The organism is Streptococcus sp. GS001 (assembly GCF_021595565.1).
Taxonomy (GTDB): domain Bacteria; phylum Bacillota; class Bacilli; order Lactobacillales; family Streptococcaceae; genus Streptococcus; species Streptococcus xiaochunlingii.
Genome location: NZ_JACSYJ010000003.1, coordinates 36259 through 51193 on the forward strand (window position 1 = coordinate 36259; position 14935 = coordinate 51193).

The following is a 14935-nucleotide window of genomic DNA, read 5'->3' on the forward strand; positions in this document are numbered from 1 at the left end:
ATTATTCTCCCACAATTTTAATGTTTTGGATATAGACGTTTACTGTATCCGTTGTGATTCCAAGCTGGTTTTCTAAACTAAACTTGACACGTTCTTGAATATTTTTTGAGACTTCGCTAATCTTTGTACCATAGCTCAAAACAGTGTAAACATCAACCGCGATACTTCCTGCTTCGGTCGTTTTTACAACCACACCCTTAGAGTAGTTTTCCTTACCTAAGAGAGCTTGGAAATTATCTTTAATCGCGTTTTTGCTGGCCATTCCAACCACTCCAAAAATTTCAGTGGCAGCACCGCCTACAACAGTTGCGATGACATCATCGGTCAATTCAATCTGACCATCTTTTGTATTGATTTTTACTGTCATAATTTCTACCTCAAAAGTATTTTATATTCTATTTTACCATAAAAGAGCTCGAGTGTAAAAGGGAGAATCCTTTCTCCTATCGGTTGATACAAATGTCCATAAATAAGGAAATGGAGACAAAAGAAAAGGACCTCCAAGAGATCCTGATTTCTGATTAAACGCGTTCTACTTTACCAGATTTCAATGCACGAGCTGAAGCCCAAACTTTTTTAGGTTTACCATCGATAAGGACAGTTACTTTTTGAAGGTTTGGTTTTACGGCACGTTTGGTTTGGTTCATCGCGTGTGAACGGTTGTTTCCTGATACAGTCTTACGACCAGTAAAATAACATACTTTAGCCATTCTGTTTTGCCTCCTATTAGATCTAATATTACGGATGTGCTAGCACCACATACCGTACTATATTACCAAAAAAACTTTCTCTTGGCAAGACCTTTGAATAAGTTTTTCTTAGATCGACTTATGAAAAGTTATTCTCACCTACATAGATGATTTCTAGATTCCCCAGTGAGACCTCTCCGACGATGTAAAAGTCTTTGCTGGTTAAATTGCTAGGATTTTCCTGGTGTTGGATAGCTGACAGAGAACTTTCTACATTGACATGAACCCGCCAGTCACTCGGGACATAGAGACTCAAACTTCCAAGGGAGACATCCACCGCAAACTGGGCTGACGGCCCTTCGATCCGGCAATTGTCAAAATAGATAGAAGCTTCTCCCAAGCTCACATCCGCACTCCCACCCGTAAAATTCTGATCATTCAAATACTTGGTCACTGTAGAGAAGGAAACATCGATGTCATTGCCAGCAGTTTGGGAAGATGTTCCTGCTGAGTAGGAGTTCCAAGTTGCTTTTGCTTTTTTGGAAGGCTTGAAGAGAATATTGAGACCGATCACCGCTAAAATAGAAGAAAAGATGACCACCGAATTGGATACTGGAAGAAAATGGTATTGGCCGTTAAGGGAGAAGAGGGCCAAAATCCCATATAGGAAGCCCCAACCAAAGTGGCGCTTCAAGAAACTAGAGAGGGAAAGGACTGCGAGCAAGACAACCCAAGCCAGCGCCCAAATACTGATTTCCCATTTTACAAAATAGCCTTGCAAAAGCACCAGAGCTGCTAGGAGGATTAAGAAAATCCCAATTAATTTATTTTTCATTTTGTTACCTCATTTCCTTTAACCGTTCTTTTAAGAGTTGATAATAGTGTCGGGACACGTGTACCTGCTTATGGGTTTGATAAAAGTTTACTGTACTGGTTCCCGAAAAAGATTTTTCGATGGAATAAATCTGCTTGGTATTGACGATGGTCGACTTGGAGATGCGACAGAAAGCAATCGGCAAGATCTCTTCCAATTCGTAGAGTTTTTGACGGACCTCGTAAGCTTCTTCTTTGGTATGCCCATAGATCTTTTCACCATCTGTCTCAAAGAAGAGAATTTCTGACACATCTACAAAGTACTCGCTTCGATCCTTGTAAAAGGTCAAGGGCGTCATTTTTTGCTCCAAGATCAACTGTTGCAAGCGGGCGACATCCTCCGTCAATCGAGGAGCCCGAATGATCATTTCTGGCTCATCCATCTGCGGATCTAATTCGATACGAACTTTCATAGGACTCCTTTCTTAACCTTTGTTAGTAACATTATAACAGGTGTTCAAAATCTTACAAGACCTTTTCGGTAAGTGGTTCTTTTCAGCCCCTAAGTGGTTCTTTCAGACAGCTAAAAAGGACTTGGTATGAAGAAATCTCTTCATACCAAGCCCCTGAAGCGAATAAAATTAGAAGCATTATTTTTCTTTTGGTGCGTCTGGAAAGAGAAAACCGAGACCAAGACAAACCAAGACACCCGCAGTAATCACGACCCCATTTGAAATCGGAAGAAGATCATAGATAGCATTGGCAATGATGAAGCCAATGACGGCACAAATCAAGCTGGACTTGTAGTCTTTCTTAAGTGCATTTTCAAGAGTAAAGAAAGCAAACAAGACAACTGGAACCAAGGGCCAAAGATTGGCATCTATTTTCGGATATCCAATCATACTAAAGGTGATGACGGCAATAGCTGCAAGGATAAATCCAAAACCAATTAATTTTTTCATGATACTACCTCTTTTTATAATGTTATCAGAAGACTAGCTTCTTTTGATAATCCTACTATAACAAACAAAAGCAAGGGTGACAAGGAAATTTGGATAAGCGGTCAAATTATCGGACTATCTGGTTACATGAACATCCATGAGCTAGACGGAATAAATGTTTTTTTATATAGATCCTATACTTCATGAAACCATTCCAGTCCATGACGATTGAGAAAAGCAAAGATGAGTTTGAAAATTTTTATAATCATTTGGTACAAATTTTGGTACATAAAGTGATTCAACATCAAAAAAAGCCCGTCACAATAGGCTTTTTCTTGTGTGGTTTGATGCCGAATGCAGGGATCGAACCTGTGACCTACGCGTTACGAGTGCGTTGCTCTACCAACTGAGCTAATTCGGCGATTACCTTCTCAGTATAGCACTCTGATAGCGGATGTCAAGCACTTTTAGTTGATCTTTTTAATCAAAATCTGACAAGGATTTTTAAGATCCCATAGTTGAGGAAAAATCTCTAATTTTTTAAAACCTCAGCGACAACTGCCATTTTTTGCTCTTCATCCTTAACTTCTTTAATAACAAGCATCATAAGTTCCTTTCTTGATTTTAGTCTTACTTTAGCTCTTACGAACCTGCACTTTCGTATGCGTCTAATCCCCTATCCCAGAGTTTCAGAGAGATGCAAAAGAAGATAATAGAAATCAGAATCAAACCACCGATATTAAAGAAGACATCCTTGTCCTGCAAGAAATAGCTGGCAGGATAGTAGGCCGTAAAGGCGAAAGGTACAATAAAGCTAATTAACCAACGAAGGAGCGAATTGTAAATGGAAATCGGGTACTTGGCAAAATCATTAAACATATAGAAAATGTAAATCATGGCGCCTGACTGCTTGGTCCAAAAAGCGATACTGGCTGTCGCGATTTTCAAAGAAGTATAAATCAAGGTTGCAAAAGGAATGCAAACTAGAAAAATCAGGAATTTCGGTAGAGTCCAAGCAATGCTAGTCGCCGTTGTCGCTAGTAAAATTCCACCGACCAAAAGTTCACCCAAGGCATCAATCTGAAAGGTCTCAACGAGTATGTGGAAGAGAGGATTGATAGGACGAGTCAGATACTTGTCAAACTCCCCTTTTCGGACTAAGCGTTGACCTAAAGCCCAGAGATTGTCAAAAAAGAGGTGGTCCAATCCCTTTGGAATTAAGGAAAAACCATAGATAAAGGCAATTTCTTGAAAAGTCCAGCCTTCCAGCGAGGGGATGTGTTGAAAGATGACATTGAGAAACAAGAGGTTCAAGCCTTGGGTCAGAAAAACTCCTAGCACACCAACCACAAAATCGACCTTGTATTCCATGATTTGCTTGATGTATTGTCTGATAAAAATCAGATGCATGCGTTGATATTTTTTCATACTAACCTCCTTGAATGGTGATGAAGGACTGGACTCGTTTCCAAATCAACTGAGACAAGCCTAGCATCACTAAGAGCCAGAAGAACTGGAGCAAAAGCGCTTGAAGAATCTGACTGGCATCGTATTTCCCAACAATGATCATAACCGGAGTATAAATCAAGGATGAAAATGGCAAGAAGGACAGAATATCTGAAACAACCTTGGGAAAGAAAGCCAAGGGAATCAGACTCCCTGACATAAAGGCCACTATGGAAGTCTTAAGTAGATTAGAACCCCATAGATTTTTAAACACAAAGGCTGAAAATCCAAAGCAGATATTAAAGAAAAAGTTGATTAGGTAGGCTAGGGTTAAGCTAAAGAGATAAAGGATGGTTAATCCCAGTACTTCTACAATGCCTTGTCCTGATAAGATTTTCATCAAGACAATGACACTTAAAAATGGCAGTCCAACGCTGATAAAAATCAACCACTTGGATCCAAGCTCTGTAAAGAGGTAAGAAGCCGCAAAATGCACTGGTCTCAGCAAGCGCATGATAATGGAGCCATCCTTGACCTCCTCCCCAATCATAAAGGAGCTGTCAGACCTGGTCAAAAGATTGGTCACAAAACTCATGATGATGTAGAGAGTGATATCTGCCATACTGAAGCCCTGAATCAAAGGCTCCTGGGAGGAGTCAAAGACAGCCTTCCAGAGATAAAAGGCCACAAAAGCCCCCATGACATCACCAATCCGATAGAGAATAAAGTTGACTCGATAGCTAATCAACTCCTGAATCCCTGCATTGATAAAGGGTTTATAACGTCTCCACAATTTGACCATCTTAGAGCTCCTTTCGATAGAAGCGACGGATAATATCTTCAATATCTGTATCTACCATCTTCAAATCACGAACTTCAAAATCAGATAAGGTTTGCTTGATAATATCAGCCGACTGGTAGCGGGAACTATCGAATTCAATATTGAGAGTATTTCCTTGTCTATCAATGGACATATCAGGCAAGCCCTCATAATGAGAGACTAGATGATTTTGACCTGGCGTCAGGTCAAAGGAGAGAGTCTTCATCTTTCCAAAGGTCTCCTTGAGCTGGCTAACCGTTCCATCAAAAATCTCTTGCCCCTTATCAATCATAAAAATCCGATCACAGAGTTGCTCAATATCACTCAAATCATGAGTAGTCAAGAGAATAGTTGTCTCTTCCTCCTGATTAATCTGAGTAATGGCCCGACGAATGTTGTCCTTGACCGACACATCCAAACCAATAGTCGGCTCATCTAAAAAGAGAACTTTGGGATTGTGAAGCAAGGAAGCCGCAATATCCGCCCGCATCCGTTGACCTAGTGAAAGAGTCCGCACAGGATCCTTGATAAATTCCTTCAAATCCAAAACTTCATTCAAAAAGTCCATGCGCTTATGGAAAAGCGAGTCCGATACATCATAGATCTCTTTCAAGACCGTGTAGGTCTCTTGCAGAGCCAAATCCCACCATAGCTGGGTGCGTTGTCCGAAAACGACTCCAATATCCTTGACATAATCTTGGCGATTATCCTGGGGAATCTTGCCGTTAATCCGACAAAAGCCAGATGTGGGCTTCAAAATTCCTGTCAGCATTTTGATGGTGGTTGACTTCCCAGCACCATTTGCCCCGATAAATCCTAAAATCTGCCCTTTTGGAACTTCAAAAGTTAAATCCTTGACCGCTTCAAAGGTCTGCTTTTCAGGATGAATAAAGGAGCGCAAGGCTCCCTTTAACCCCGGCTCCTTGACTGTCTTCACAAAATTTTTCTGAAGATGTTGCACTTCTATCATTGCCATATCTATCTCCCTATCGTAAGAAGCAACATTGTATTTTTGACTACAAATATTCTAAATCCTTACTTTCTATACTTTTTCAATATTATTACAGAAGGCTTTATACCAACCTATTATAATCTAATAAAAAAAGGAATGCAAGCGTTTGCTTATCGATTATGAAATTAGAGATTTCTCTCTTAAAATGAAACTTTTAATCAAAAATTCTGTTAAATAGTTTCCTTAAGACACCAAAAAACCTGCCCTTAGGGGCAGGCTACGAATTGTAAAAAGGCAAACTATTTTGATCAATCTCCATCATAATCTCCTGATATTAACTCAACAATTTAATTATATCATGTAAAAACTATATTGACCCTCCAAACAAAAAATTATTACTAGAAATGAGTGAATTGTTTTGTTTACAATAAACACTTTTCCAAAAAAGACCTACCCTTACGGATAAGCCTTCTTACATGTTTATTTCTTTATTCAATTACTTGGCTTTCTGCTACTTTCTTGTACCAGTGAGCTGACTTCTTCGGATAGCGCTCTTGGGTTTCAAAGTCCACATAAAAGAGACCATAGCGTTTTTCATAACCATTAGACCAAGAGAAGACGTCCATGAGTGACCAAATGAAGTAGCCTTTGACGTTTGCTCCATTCGCAATCGCATCGGACAGAACTTCCAAGTGTTGTTTCACATAATCAATCCGTCCATCGTCATAAACCGTATTGTCCACAAACTCATCTTTGTAGCCCAGTCCGTTTTCAGTGATGTAGATTTTCTTATAGTTTGGATAATCCGCCTTCACACGCATGATCTGATCATATAGCCCTTGAGGATAAATGATCCAGTCCCAGTCAGTGCGAGGTACATAGTCAGGAGCTACACGACGACCAACACCTTTAATTTGGTACTTAGAGCTTCCTTTTTCCCCTTTACCGTTGTGGATGATTTCAGTTTCACCATCAAAGGCTTCCATCCAATCACTCATGTAGTAGTTAATTCCAAGGAAGTCATTCAGGTCTTTAGCTGCTTCAAGTGCCACAAAGTCTTCCTCACGAAGATCCAAGCTACCACCATTAACTGAAAGAATGTGGTTTACACCTTCCATGGTTTTATCGGAATAGTGTCCAAGGTAGGTTGCATCTAGAATAAACTTGTTATGGATGATATCTTCCAATTCAGCCGCCCGAACGTCTGCTGGATTTTCTGGATCCAACGGATACTTAGTTGGAAGAGCGTGCACAACTCCAATTTCACCTTCATACCCTTTGTCTTTATACAATTTCACAGCTCGGGCATGCGAAACCATCATATTGTGGTGTGATTGGAAAACTTTGGCAAGGTCATACTGAATCCCTGGAGGGAATTTTCCTACTAAGTATTGACCATCACCGATTGGTCCAATTTCATTAAAGGTTGTCCAATAGTTGACTTCTGGGAATTCTTCAAAACAGAAGGCAGCATAATCTACGAAGTGTTCGATATTTTCACGATTCAAGAAGTCTCCGTTTGAGTGAAGAGCTTCTGGTGTATCAAAGTGATGGAGGGTTACAAAAGGCTCCACATGGCGTTTGTGGCATTCCGCAAATAGATTGTGGTAGAATTCTACCCCTTTTGGATTTACTTCACCATAGCCAGTTGGGAAAATACGTGACCAAGCGATCGAAATCCGGATACCGTTTACGCCATATTCTTCAGCCAACTGTAAGTCTACTGGATATTTATGGTAGAAATCGCTTGCTGGTTCTGCTGTATACCAATAGTTATCAGCTAAGTATTTGTCCCAAGCAACTGGTCCTTTTCCGTCAGTATGGGTAGCTCCTTCTGCTTGATAGGCAGCCGTTGCCCCACCAAAAATAAAATCTTTAGGAAGTGTTTTTGTCATTTTTTCACCTATTTCTTGATTGGATAAAATGAAAAGTGAGGGGAGAGGAGTTAGTGAGCCATCCATCTCCATCTCACTTCTTGTTCCAAGCCACCGAATTGTGACATGAGGAGGTAAAAACGATATATTTTTACCGACGAATTAACAAGTCGATTAGGAAAATCGCCATAGCGATTTCCGTTACGATAGGAAACTGTTTCACAGTCCCTATCGTTAATCGAATTGAGCTTGAACAAAGGCTAGAGCACCTTGTCCATCGCGTGTCAATTTAATGTACTGAGCACCTTCTGTCTTAGCCAATTTGATGCCTAGTTTATCTGTTTCAGCCTTCATATCTTCGAAGTTGGAAGCAACCTGAGGCGCCAAGATAACAAGGTCAAATTCTGGCAACATTTCACGGTGGGCTCCATAGCCACCTGCTGCAGCTTTAACTGGAACTTTATACTCTTCTGCGGCTTTATTCAAAGCATTGGCAAGAAGACCACTTGTTCCACCACCCGCACAAAGAACGAGGACGTTTGTTTCTTCAGTAATTGTATTTTGTGCTGGTTCTACTCCAGCTTTTGCAAGAATAGCATCTGCTTTTGCAGTGTTAAAGTTTGCAGCTACTTTATCTTTTAATTCATCATTAGCTTTACCCGAACGCTCTTCTTCAAGAATTTGTTCATCATAAACCTTGAGGAATGGATAGTAGATAACAATATCTACTACAATTAATAATGCTGCAAGAGCGAATGATAAGAACTGGAAGTTTGTACCAAGAACAATACCAAGAGGTCCTGGTGTAGTCCATGGAAGGTTGGCAGTAAATGAGTTCATGCCAAGTGTTTCAATAAAGAACTTAAAGATCCATACGTTTGCAATTGGTGCAAAGATGAATGGGATAAAGAAGATTGGGTTCAAAACAAGTGGTGCACCAAACAAGATTGGTTCGTTTACACCAAAGAATGTAGGAACTACTGAAGCGCGTCCAATAGCACGATTTCGTTTCGATTTACACAACCACATAAACATGAATGGAACCACAAGAGTTGCCCCTGTACCACCCATAGTGACGATAAACATTTGTGTACCAGATGTAAGGATCTTATCAGCGTGCATACCTTGTTGAAGAAGGTTCAAGTTGACTTCAGCATTTGCATAAGTGATTGCTGCAATCGCAGGCTCAACGATAGATGGGCCATGGATACCAATAAACCAGAAGAATGCAAAGGCACCGAAAATAATCGTAATACCAACATAACCGTCTGCTGCTGAGAATAGAGGCGCAAGAAGAGTACCAATAGATTCAGCTACTGTTACACCAAGACTACCCTTCACAATCAGTTCAAGTCCATAAAGGAGAACGACAGATACAGTGAATGGGATCAAGTCTTTAAATACTTGAGAGATATTTGGTGGAACTTCGTCTGGCATGCGAATAGTAACATTATTTTTCACGCAGACTTTGTAAACATTAACGGTAACGAAGGCTGCAATAAAGGCTGTCAAAAGACCTTTTGTTCCCATGAAGGCAGTCAGAAAACCTCCTTCTTTCGCTGGTTCAGCTGCCATTAGAAGGAAACCAACCATAGATGCCAACATGGTTGACAAGAAGTTGATCTGGTTTGTTGCAGGTAAATCACGATTGACAGAATCTGTCAAAGCTTTGGCTGTAGTTCCACCTACGAAGAAAGCCAGAATTCCCATCGAATAGCTATAAGGTGTCATCAAGAAGTTTTCAATTTCTTTTGACCAATGGAAGCCCCATGCATTTGGAACATAGGCAATCAAGATAAAGATAGATGAGAATAAGATGACTGGCATCCCTGCGATAAATCCATCACGAATCGCACGCAAATATTTATTACGAGAAATCTTCTCGAAGAAAGGTTTTCCTTTCTCAATTAATTCAATTAATTTATGCATTATTTTACTCCTCTTTTGTATAGTTCAATGAGATGATGAATCACATCTTTTAATAGGATTGTTGTCATTAAGTGGTCCTGCCCATGCATCATGGTAATGCTGTAGGGGAGGTCTTCTCCTGCTGCTTCTTGCGCTAGCATAGTTGTTTGAGACTTGTGAGCCTCTGCGATACAGCTTCCTGCTTCTTCTACCAAGCTTTCCGCTTGAGCGAAGTCACCCTTCTCAGCCGCCTTGAGGGCCTCCAAGAGTTTAGAACGAGCATCCCCTGCATAGGCAACGATCTCAAAACCTAATAGTGTCATTTCTTCTTTGGTCATGACCAATTCCTCCAATTTGAATTTCTTAATTTTTAAAAGTTGTTACAATAAGCGTTGAATGTGCAAGACCAGATAGACCCGTTCACTCTTGTACAAGTCAACCCCGGTCTCCCTAGAAATCACATCATAAATCTTGGAACCAATCTCAAAGGCCTTAGGATAGGAGCTTTTGATATGTTCCTCCATATCTAGAAGCGATTGATTATCATCCCGATTGCGATCCAGGTAATCCAAGAAGTAGTTAAGATGAATCATGAAACGATCATAAAAGTTGTTGTTGGTCTCGGTTCGTTTGATTGAATAACTATCCAAAACCTCTTCCACACCTTTTAAGATTTCTTTGCGCTGGTCCATGGAATCCACAACCTCCGCTCCATTTTCACCTTCTGCGTTGATGAAATGATAGGCGATACGAGTGACCTCATCTTCAGGGAAGCTAGTTGTGAGCTTCTCCCGATAGATATCGACTGCCTCTTTAGCAATCTCAAAAGCCACTGGGTAGTTTTCTGAGATATCCAAAAGATTACTTTCCTTATACCTGCCTTGAGTCACTGCCTGGTAAGAGCAAAACATGTGGTCGGTCAAGGTCACATAGATATATTCTTGAACGGGGTAGTGATACTTTTTGCTCAAGTAATCGATCATCTCGTAGGTCACTGTGATGAAGTCTAATGGAACATCTTTTAACAGAGTCATAAAGTTCTCTCGGGATTCCTCTGTTTTCATCCGAAAGAGCTTTTCTACCTTTTCTTTAGGGACTAGGTCGCCCTTCTTTTTGCCAAAAACGATTCCTTTTCCAATGACAATCAGTTCTTCCCCTTTGTCATTCCTCACCAGAGCAACATTGTGATTGAGTGGATTCAAAATCCGATACATGGTACTCTCCTTGCTAGTTTATTTAAGGTTTAGGGTATAAAAAATGACCACAAATGAGATCAGAGAGGTTTCTCCCCGATTCATCTGTGATCATGCGTAATCTAACTTACTAACACTCACCTTGTATTCACTTATGGATTAAGTATAGCACACGCTTTTGTTTTTGTAAACCCTTTCTTAACAACTTTTTAACTTTTTTGTTTTTTTCTAACAAATAGCTGTTTATCGTTGTATTCTCTGGGCTCTTCAAGGAAATTCGAACGCCCATCGTTAAAGGAGTGGTCTACACTGTTAAATACGCTCTTTCCAAGAAGTTGCGACTTGGTCCAAGACTTGGTTGAGTTCTTCAATGTTGCGACGACCTTCAGTACGCAACCATTCACGAGCTGCTTCTTCCCCATTCTTGATGTAGGCTTCTACAGATCCAGCCCAAGTTGCACGGCCACAGAGAACTCCATTAAAGTTTGCTCCTGCTTCATGGGCAAAGACTAAAGTTTCTTGGAAGAGTTTTGCAGAAACACCTGCACTCAAGTAGATGTATGGAAGGTTGGTTGCTGCTTCTTGTTCTTTAAAGAAGGCTGCAGCCTCTTCACGGCTATGAACGATTTCCCCATCGCCAAAGCCTTCTACGTATTTGACGTTGACAGGAACTTCTACTTTCAAAACATCGATGTTAAAGCGTGGGTCTGAGAAGACTTTCATCGCTTCGATGACTTTGCGAGGTTTCACTTTAGCGTATTCTACAGAACCTGCATCAGCGATTGTTTCATCGTAAGCCAAGATTTCAAGGAAGAATGGAATTTCTTCTGCCGCACATTCTGAACCGATGCGTTCGATGTAGGCTTGTTTTTCTTGGTTGAGTTCATCAGCACTATCCACATCATAGTAGAGCAAGAACTTCACTGCATCTGCACCTTGTTCTTTGATGCGTTTAGCTGACCAAAGGTTGAGGCAGTCTGGTAGACGCTTGGTGCTTGAAGTGTCGTAGCCTGTTTTTTCATAAGCTAACAAGAGCCCTGCTTCCGCATCCAAAACCTTAGTCGCTGGAAGTCCATACTCAGGGTCCAAGAGCATAGAAGATGCGAATGGTGTCAATTCTTCAGCCACTAGGACCTTCAACTCTTCCATTTGAGCAACGGTTGGTTCTGTGTCTTGGTATTGAGCCATTAGGCGTTTCAAAGCGCCACGTTGGTCAAAGGCCAAGGCTGAGATCACACCCTCTTTGGTGCTCAATTTTTCTAAATAGTTGCGTTTTTGTTCTGTTAATACCATCTTATACCTCTTTTACATTTATCTGTTGATACAAATCATCATAGCGATGAATATTGATATGGCCTGTTGTTGCTTCTTGAGCATTCAACATGCCAAGGACATTGGCTTTGGTTAAAAGTGCTTGGTCGTCTTCCTGATGATAGAGAGCTGAGGCAATCCCAGCAACTGTCGAATCACCAGATCCCACTGGATTAACCACTTCAATTTTTGGAATATCCACTTTATAGAAGACATCACCATGTTTGGCAAAGGCACCGTCAGCTCCTAGGGAGACGATGACCCAGTCAATCCCTTTAAACAAGTTAGATTGAAGGACCTCTTTTAATTGATCCAGATCCTTGGTCACCTCGTAGCCCAAGAGTTGAGACAACTCTTCATTATTGGGCTTGATAACCGTTGGTTTAATAGGAGCTGCTAGAGCTTTTTCCAAGGAAACACCTGAACAATCAAGAACAACTGGTTTTCCTGCCTTCTTAGCACGCTCTACTAATTTCACATAATAATCAGCTGGTAAACCAGCTGGTAAACTTCCTGAGATAGCAACGACTGCTACATCTGGAAGCAAGGCTTCAAAGTGAGCCAGAAATGCTTGCCCTTCTTCTTCAGAAACAGACGGACCTTTTTCCAGGATTTCAGTTTGTTGTCCTTCGTGAAGGATCGCAATACAATTCCGGGTCTCCCCTTGAATTTCAAAGAATTCTTTGCCGATTTCCTGATCCAGATGGTCCAAGATAAATTGGCCTGTTGAACCACCAATCAGACCAGTCGCTGAGACAGGATCTCCAATCTCTGCTAGGACCCGTGTGACATTGAGTCCCTTACCACCTGCGGTTTTGCTTACCTTGTCAACTCGATTGACCGTATCCAAGTGTAAAGTTTCTAATGGATAGGAAATGTCGATTGAAGGGTTCATGGTTACCGTTAGTATCATAGACTCACCTCTTAGTCGTGGTATTCCCCACGGTCCCATTTTTCAAGGAATTCTGTGAAGAAATCCTCATCTTCTTGATGGTCGTTGTGGGTTTCCAAATGTTGAATCTTGGCAATCAATTTCTTGTTTTCTTCACTTGGTTTGTATTCCGCATGGATGAAGGCTTCCAAAATGTCACACATCAGAAGTTCTCCTGTGACCTTCCCACCAAAACCAATCACGTTGGCATTGAGTTCCTCTTTGGCATAAAGAGCAGAGGTCATATCGCGGACCAAGGCTGAACGGACACCCGGAACCTTGTTAACCGCGTTGTTAATCCCAACACCAGTTCCACAGATACATACACCAAGATCTGCTTGACCACTCACTACTGCTTCCCCAACCTTCTTCCCAAAAATTGGATAGTGGGTCCGAGCATGGTCATAGGTTCCGAAGTCAAGGACTTCATAGCCTTTTGATTTCAAAAACTCGGAAACAGCCATTTTTTCATTTGTGACAATATGGTCACATCCAATTGCAATTTTCATTTTTCGTCCCCCCTTAGCACATCTTGTTGAGCATATCGACACGGATTTGGTGGCGACCACCGTCATACTTACCATTCACAAAACCTTTGGCAATATTCTTCGCCAATTGGTCACCTACGATTTGAGCACCCATGGTGATCATACGAGAATTGTTGTGTCCACGGGTCATGTAGGCAGAGCGCTCATCTGAAACTTCTGCGGCAACCATTCCTTTAATTTTAGTCGCTACCATAAATGGACCTGCACCATAAGCATCAATGACAATGCCCAGATTATCTTCTGCTTGTTTGACTTCTTTGGCAACAGCTAAGGTTACATCGACAAAGTCTTGTCCCTCTTCTGTGACATCCAGGACTTGAAAACCTTCCGTTTCCAAATATTCTTTGACTACTTCTTTTAAGCGAATACCTGCTGCATCCGCACCAACTACAATTGCCATATACTTCTCCTTTTTGCATTTCCGTCAACAAAGAAAGTTCTCCTCTTTCTTCATTCGACTTCGTTTTGTTATTCACAAACACAGTATAGCGCTAATTTTGTTTGTTGTCAACTATTTTTGTTTATTTTTTTCATTTTCCTTTATTTTTTATTATTTTTTATCCCTAAATTGTTTGTAATAAACAAAAAAGAGAGAATCGCTCTCTCTTTTCAGTTTATTATTTATACAATCACACGTGTATATTCCTCTAATTCTTCATGTGCTTTCTCAGATGCATCGTCCGTTATCACCGCAGTTACTTTTTTCAAGGAACAGATAGAGGTAAAGTCTTCCTTGCCAATCTTGGAGGAGTCAATCAGTAGGTAAGCTTCAGAAGAACGTTCTAAGGCTAACTTTTGCGTATAGGCTTCTTCAAAAGAAGAGGTCAGAACGCGTCCATCCACAATGCCATTCCCACTAAAAAACATCTTGTGGAAGTACATTCTTTCCATGAGAGTGTTCGTTATCTCGCCAACAAAAGCTTGACTGGTTTCTCGAAGCTCCCCTCCTAAGAGGATTACCTTAAAGCCATCACTTTTCTTCTTTAACAACTCTTGGAAAATCGGCAGACAGTTGGTCACCACACGCAATTCCTTATTATTAATGGCTTCGGAAAGAACCTCAACAGAGGTCCCCGGCCCAAGGAAGATACTCTCACCTTCTTTTATCAGTTCGCTAGCTTTCTTCGCTACCTCACGCTTAGCCAGAATATTCTTGAGTAACTTCTCTTCATGGGGAAGCTCTCGTGAAGGGAGGAATTGGTTACTTTTGGCTCCATTTCGAACACGAATAAGGAGCCCTTGCTTTTCCAATTCAATCAAATCCCGACGGACCGTCATATCCGACACCTGCATACTTTCCATGATGTCTTGAACATAAACGGTTCCAGCCTTATTGACCAGATTGATAATCTCATTCAGTCTTTCCTGTTTTTTCATTTCCTACCTACTTGCATCGTTTTTGTTTATTATAACCTTAAACTGTCAGAATCGCAATCATTTTTTGTTTACAATAAACACTTTTCCAAATCAAAGAACCAAAAAAGGCTTATCCTTGCGGATAAACCTCTG

General features: G+C 40.9%; 17 protein-coding genes, 1 tRNA gene and 1 pseudogene. All 19 read right to left on the bottom strand.

Translation table 11 applies throughout. The annotated features are described in order from the left end of the window. Position 1: 1 nt before the first annotated feature. Complete coding sequence (locus H8S88_RS06960) at positions 2-367, bottom strand: Asp23/Gls24 family envelope stress response protein (RefSeq protein WP_125335808.1); 366 nt, start codon at positions 365-367, stop codon at positions 2-4. Between the two features lie 154 nt (positions 368-521). Further along, positions 522-710: a 50S ribosomal protein L28 gene (rpmB, locus tag H8S88_RS06965; RefSeq protein ID WP_001140948.1), complete on the bottom strand. Its 189-nt coding sequence runs from the start codon at positions 708-710 to the stop codon at positions 522-524. A gap of 118 nt (positions 711-828) precedes the next feature. Then, positions 829-1524 (bottom strand): LiaF transmembrane domain-containing protein, encoded by a 696-nt coding sequence (locus H8S88_RS06970; RefSeq protein ID WP_125335806.1) that lies wholly within the window; start codon positions 1522-1524, stop codon positions 829-831. 4 nt (positions 1525-1528) lie between these two features. Then, positions 1529-1975: a LytTR family DNA-binding domain-containing protein gene (locus H8S88_RS06975; RefSeq protein WP_125335804.1), complete on the bottom strand. Its 447-nt coding sequence runs from the start codon at positions 1973-1975 to the stop codon at positions 1529-1531. 177 nt (positions 1976-2152) lie between these two features. Then, entirely contained in the window at positions 2153-2464 is a 312-nt protein-coding gene (locus tag H8S88_RS06980; RefSeq protein ID WP_125335802.1) for a hypothetical protein, read from the bottom strand. Positions 2465-2791: 327 nt separating this feature from the next. Next, a tRNA-Thr gene (locus tag H8S88_RS06985) sits at positions 2792-2864 on the bottom strand. A gap of 46 nt (positions 2865-2910) precedes the next feature. Next, a pseudogene (locus tag H8S88_RS09955) lies at positions 2911-2991 on the bottom strand (GNAT family N-acetyltransferase); the annotation flags it as partial. Between the two features lie 94 nt (positions 2992-3085). Further along, the gene (locus H8S88_RS06990; RefSeq protein ID WP_125335800.1) at positions 3086-3871 is read right to left on the bottom strand and encodes an ABC transporter permease; all 786 of its coding nucleotides are present in this window, start codon (positions 3869-3871) and stop codon (positions 3086-3088) included. A 1-nt stretch (position 3872) separates the two neighbouring features. After that, the gene (locus H8S88_RS06995) at positions 3873-4691 is read right to left on the bottom strand and encodes an ABC transporter permease (RefSeq protein ID WP_125335798.1); all 819 of its coding nucleotides are present in this window, start codon (positions 4689-4691) and stop codon (positions 3873-3875) included. Position 4692: 1 nt separating this feature from the next. Next, complete coding sequence (locus H8S88_RS07000; RefSeq protein ID WP_125335796.1) at positions 4693-5685, bottom strand: ABC transporter ATP-binding protein; 993 nt, start codon at positions 5683-5685, stop codon at positions 4693-4695. Positions 5686-6149: 464 nt separating this feature from the next. Beyond that, positions 6150-7556: a 6-phospho-beta-galactosidase gene (lacG, locus tag H8S88_RS07005; RefSeq protein WP_312023214.1), complete on the bottom strand. Its 1407-nt coding sequence runs from the start codon at positions 7554-7556 to the stop codon at positions 6150-6152. A gap of 213 nt (positions 7557-7769) precedes the next feature. Next, entirely contained in the window at positions 7770-9464 is a 1695-nt protein-coding gene (locus tag H8S88_RS07010; protein WP_125335790.1) for a lactose-specific PTS transporter subunit EIIC, read from the bottom strand. Further along, a complete protein-coding gene (locus H8S88_RS07015) occupies positions 9464-9781 on the bottom strand; it encodes a PTS lactose/cellobiose transporter subunit IIA (protein WP_117745228.1) in 318 nt (105 codons plus the stop codon). Before H8S88_RS07015 ends, H8S88_RS07010 begins: the two co-directional genes overlap by 1 nt. A 42-nt stretch (positions 9782-9823) precedes the next feature. Beyond that, positions 9824-10657: a PRD domain-containing protein gene (locus H8S88_RS07020; RefSeq protein ID WP_048691506.1), complete on the bottom strand. Its 834-nt coding sequence runs from the start codon at positions 10655-10657 to the stop codon at positions 9824-9826. 291 nt (positions 10658-10948) lie between these two features. After that, positions 10949-11929, bottom strand: a complete 981-nt coding sequence (gene lacD, locus H8S88_RS07025) for a tagatose-bisphosphate aldolase (protein WP_048691508.1) — start codon at positions 11927-11929, stop codon at positions 10949-10951. 1 nt (position 11930) lies between these two features. Next, a complete protein-coding gene (locus H8S88_RS07030) occupies positions 11931-12860 on the bottom strand; it encodes a tagatose-6-phosphate kinase (RefSeq protein WP_125335788.1) in 930 nt (309 codons plus the stop codon). Positions 12861-12871: 11 nt separating this feature from the next. Beyond that, positions 12872-13387 carry a galactose-6-phosphate isomerase subunit LacB gene (gene lacB / locus H8S88_RS07035; RefSeq protein WP_048691514.1) on the bottom strand — a complete coding sequence of 172 codons (516 nt, stop codon included), beginning with the start codon at positions 13385-13387 and terminating at the stop codon, positions 12872-12874. 13 nt (positions 13388-13400) lie between these two features. Next, positions 13401-13826, bottom strand: coding sequence for a galactose-6-phosphate isomerase subunit LacA (gene lacA / locus H8S88_RS07040; protein WP_048691516.1), 426 nt, complete (start codon positions 13824-13826; stop codon positions 13401-13403). A 221-nt stretch (positions 13827-14047) separates the two neighbouring features. Next, entirely contained in the window at positions 14048-14803 is a 756-nt protein-coding gene (locus H8S88_RS07045; protein WP_048691519.1) for a DeoR/GlpR family DNA-binding transcription regulator, read from the bottom strand. Between the last annotated feature and the right edge of the window lie 132 nt (positions 14804-14935).